Below are 238 nucleotides of genomic sequence, written 5' to 3' on the forward strand. Positions count from 1 at the left end.
TATTAAACTAGCATCGGCAACTGTCACAACTCCGGTTGTTTCATTTATCTTGAAACGTCCGCCTGAATTATCCAATAGGAAGTATGTGATATTATCACCATCGGCATCTGTGGCCAAAGCAGTAATATGAACCACGGCGTCAGCTTCAATATTTTCACTAATGGAGTTAGCCGCTGGATCATTGTCGATCAAGTTTGTAATAGCATTGTCTGTATCACCACCTGTTCCATCAACATCA

The 238-nt window shown here is 41.2% G+C and carries 1 protein-coding gene; it reads right to left on the reverse strand.

Annotated elements, in window-relative coordinates:
- On the reverse strand, positions 1–238 hold a 238-nt coding region (locus ACXR6G_RS20180), incomplete at both ends, for a cadherin repeat domain-containing protein (RefSeq protein ID WP_458363258.1).

Source organism: Ancylomarina sp. YFZ004 (assembly GCF_054254355.1).